Source organism: Haemophilus parainfluenzae (assembly GCF_003252755.1).
GTDB lineage: Bacteria > Pseudomonadota > Gammaproteobacteria > Enterobacterales > Pasteurellaceae > Haemophilus_D > Haemophilus_D parainfluenzae_N.
In genome coordinates, this window is sequence record NZ_QEPT01000025.1 from 1 (window position 1) to 574 (window position 574).

General features: G+C 41.8%; 2 tRNA genes and 1 rRNA gene. All 3 read left to right on the plus strand.

The features are described 5' to 3' along the window. A 16S ribosomal RNA gene (locus DPV95_RS10360) occupies window positions 1–75 on the plus strand; the annotation flags it as partial. A gap of 82 nt (window positions 76–157) precedes the next feature. After that, a tRNA-Ile gene (locus tag DPV95_RS10365) sits at window positions 158–234 on the plus strand. A 53-nt stretch (window positions 235–287) separates the two neighbouring features. After that, window positions 288–363 (plus strand) — tRNA-Ala (locus DPV95_RS10370). Window positions 364–574: the final 211 nt, after the last annotated feature.

The following is a 574-nucleotide window of genomic DNA, read 5'->3' on the forward strand; positions in this document are numbered from 1 at the left end:
ACGGTATGATTCATGACTGGGGTGAAGTCGTAACAAGGTAACCGTAGGGGAACCTGCGGTTGGATCACCTCCTTACCAAAAACGAGAGACAATAAGTGTCCACACAGATTGATTGATATATTGTAGACAATATCGAGCAGAAAGCCGTTATTCCCTTGGGTCTGTAGCTCAGGTGGTTAGAGCGCACCCCTGATAAGGGTGAGGTCGGTGGTTCAAGTCCACTCAGACCCACCACTCAAACTGAGTGAGTGATGAAGGTGAATAAGGTGAAAAATAAACGATGACATGGGGATATAGCTCAGCTGGGAGAGCGCCTGCCTTGCACGCAGGAGGTCAGCGGTTCGATCCCGCTTATCTCCACCACTTATCATCGTTAAGTAAATTGACTGATTTAATGCTTAAAATGCTTTAGTGAGTTTATTTAACGATGATAACTGAAAATGTTATTTCTGTTCTTTAACAACCAGGAAACAAGCTGAAAAACTGAAGAGACTTTCAAGTCCTTTTAAAGGATAAGAAAAAGTCTGAGTAAGAAAAAAATCTTGATTGAACAAAAGCAATCAAGTGTTTAGTT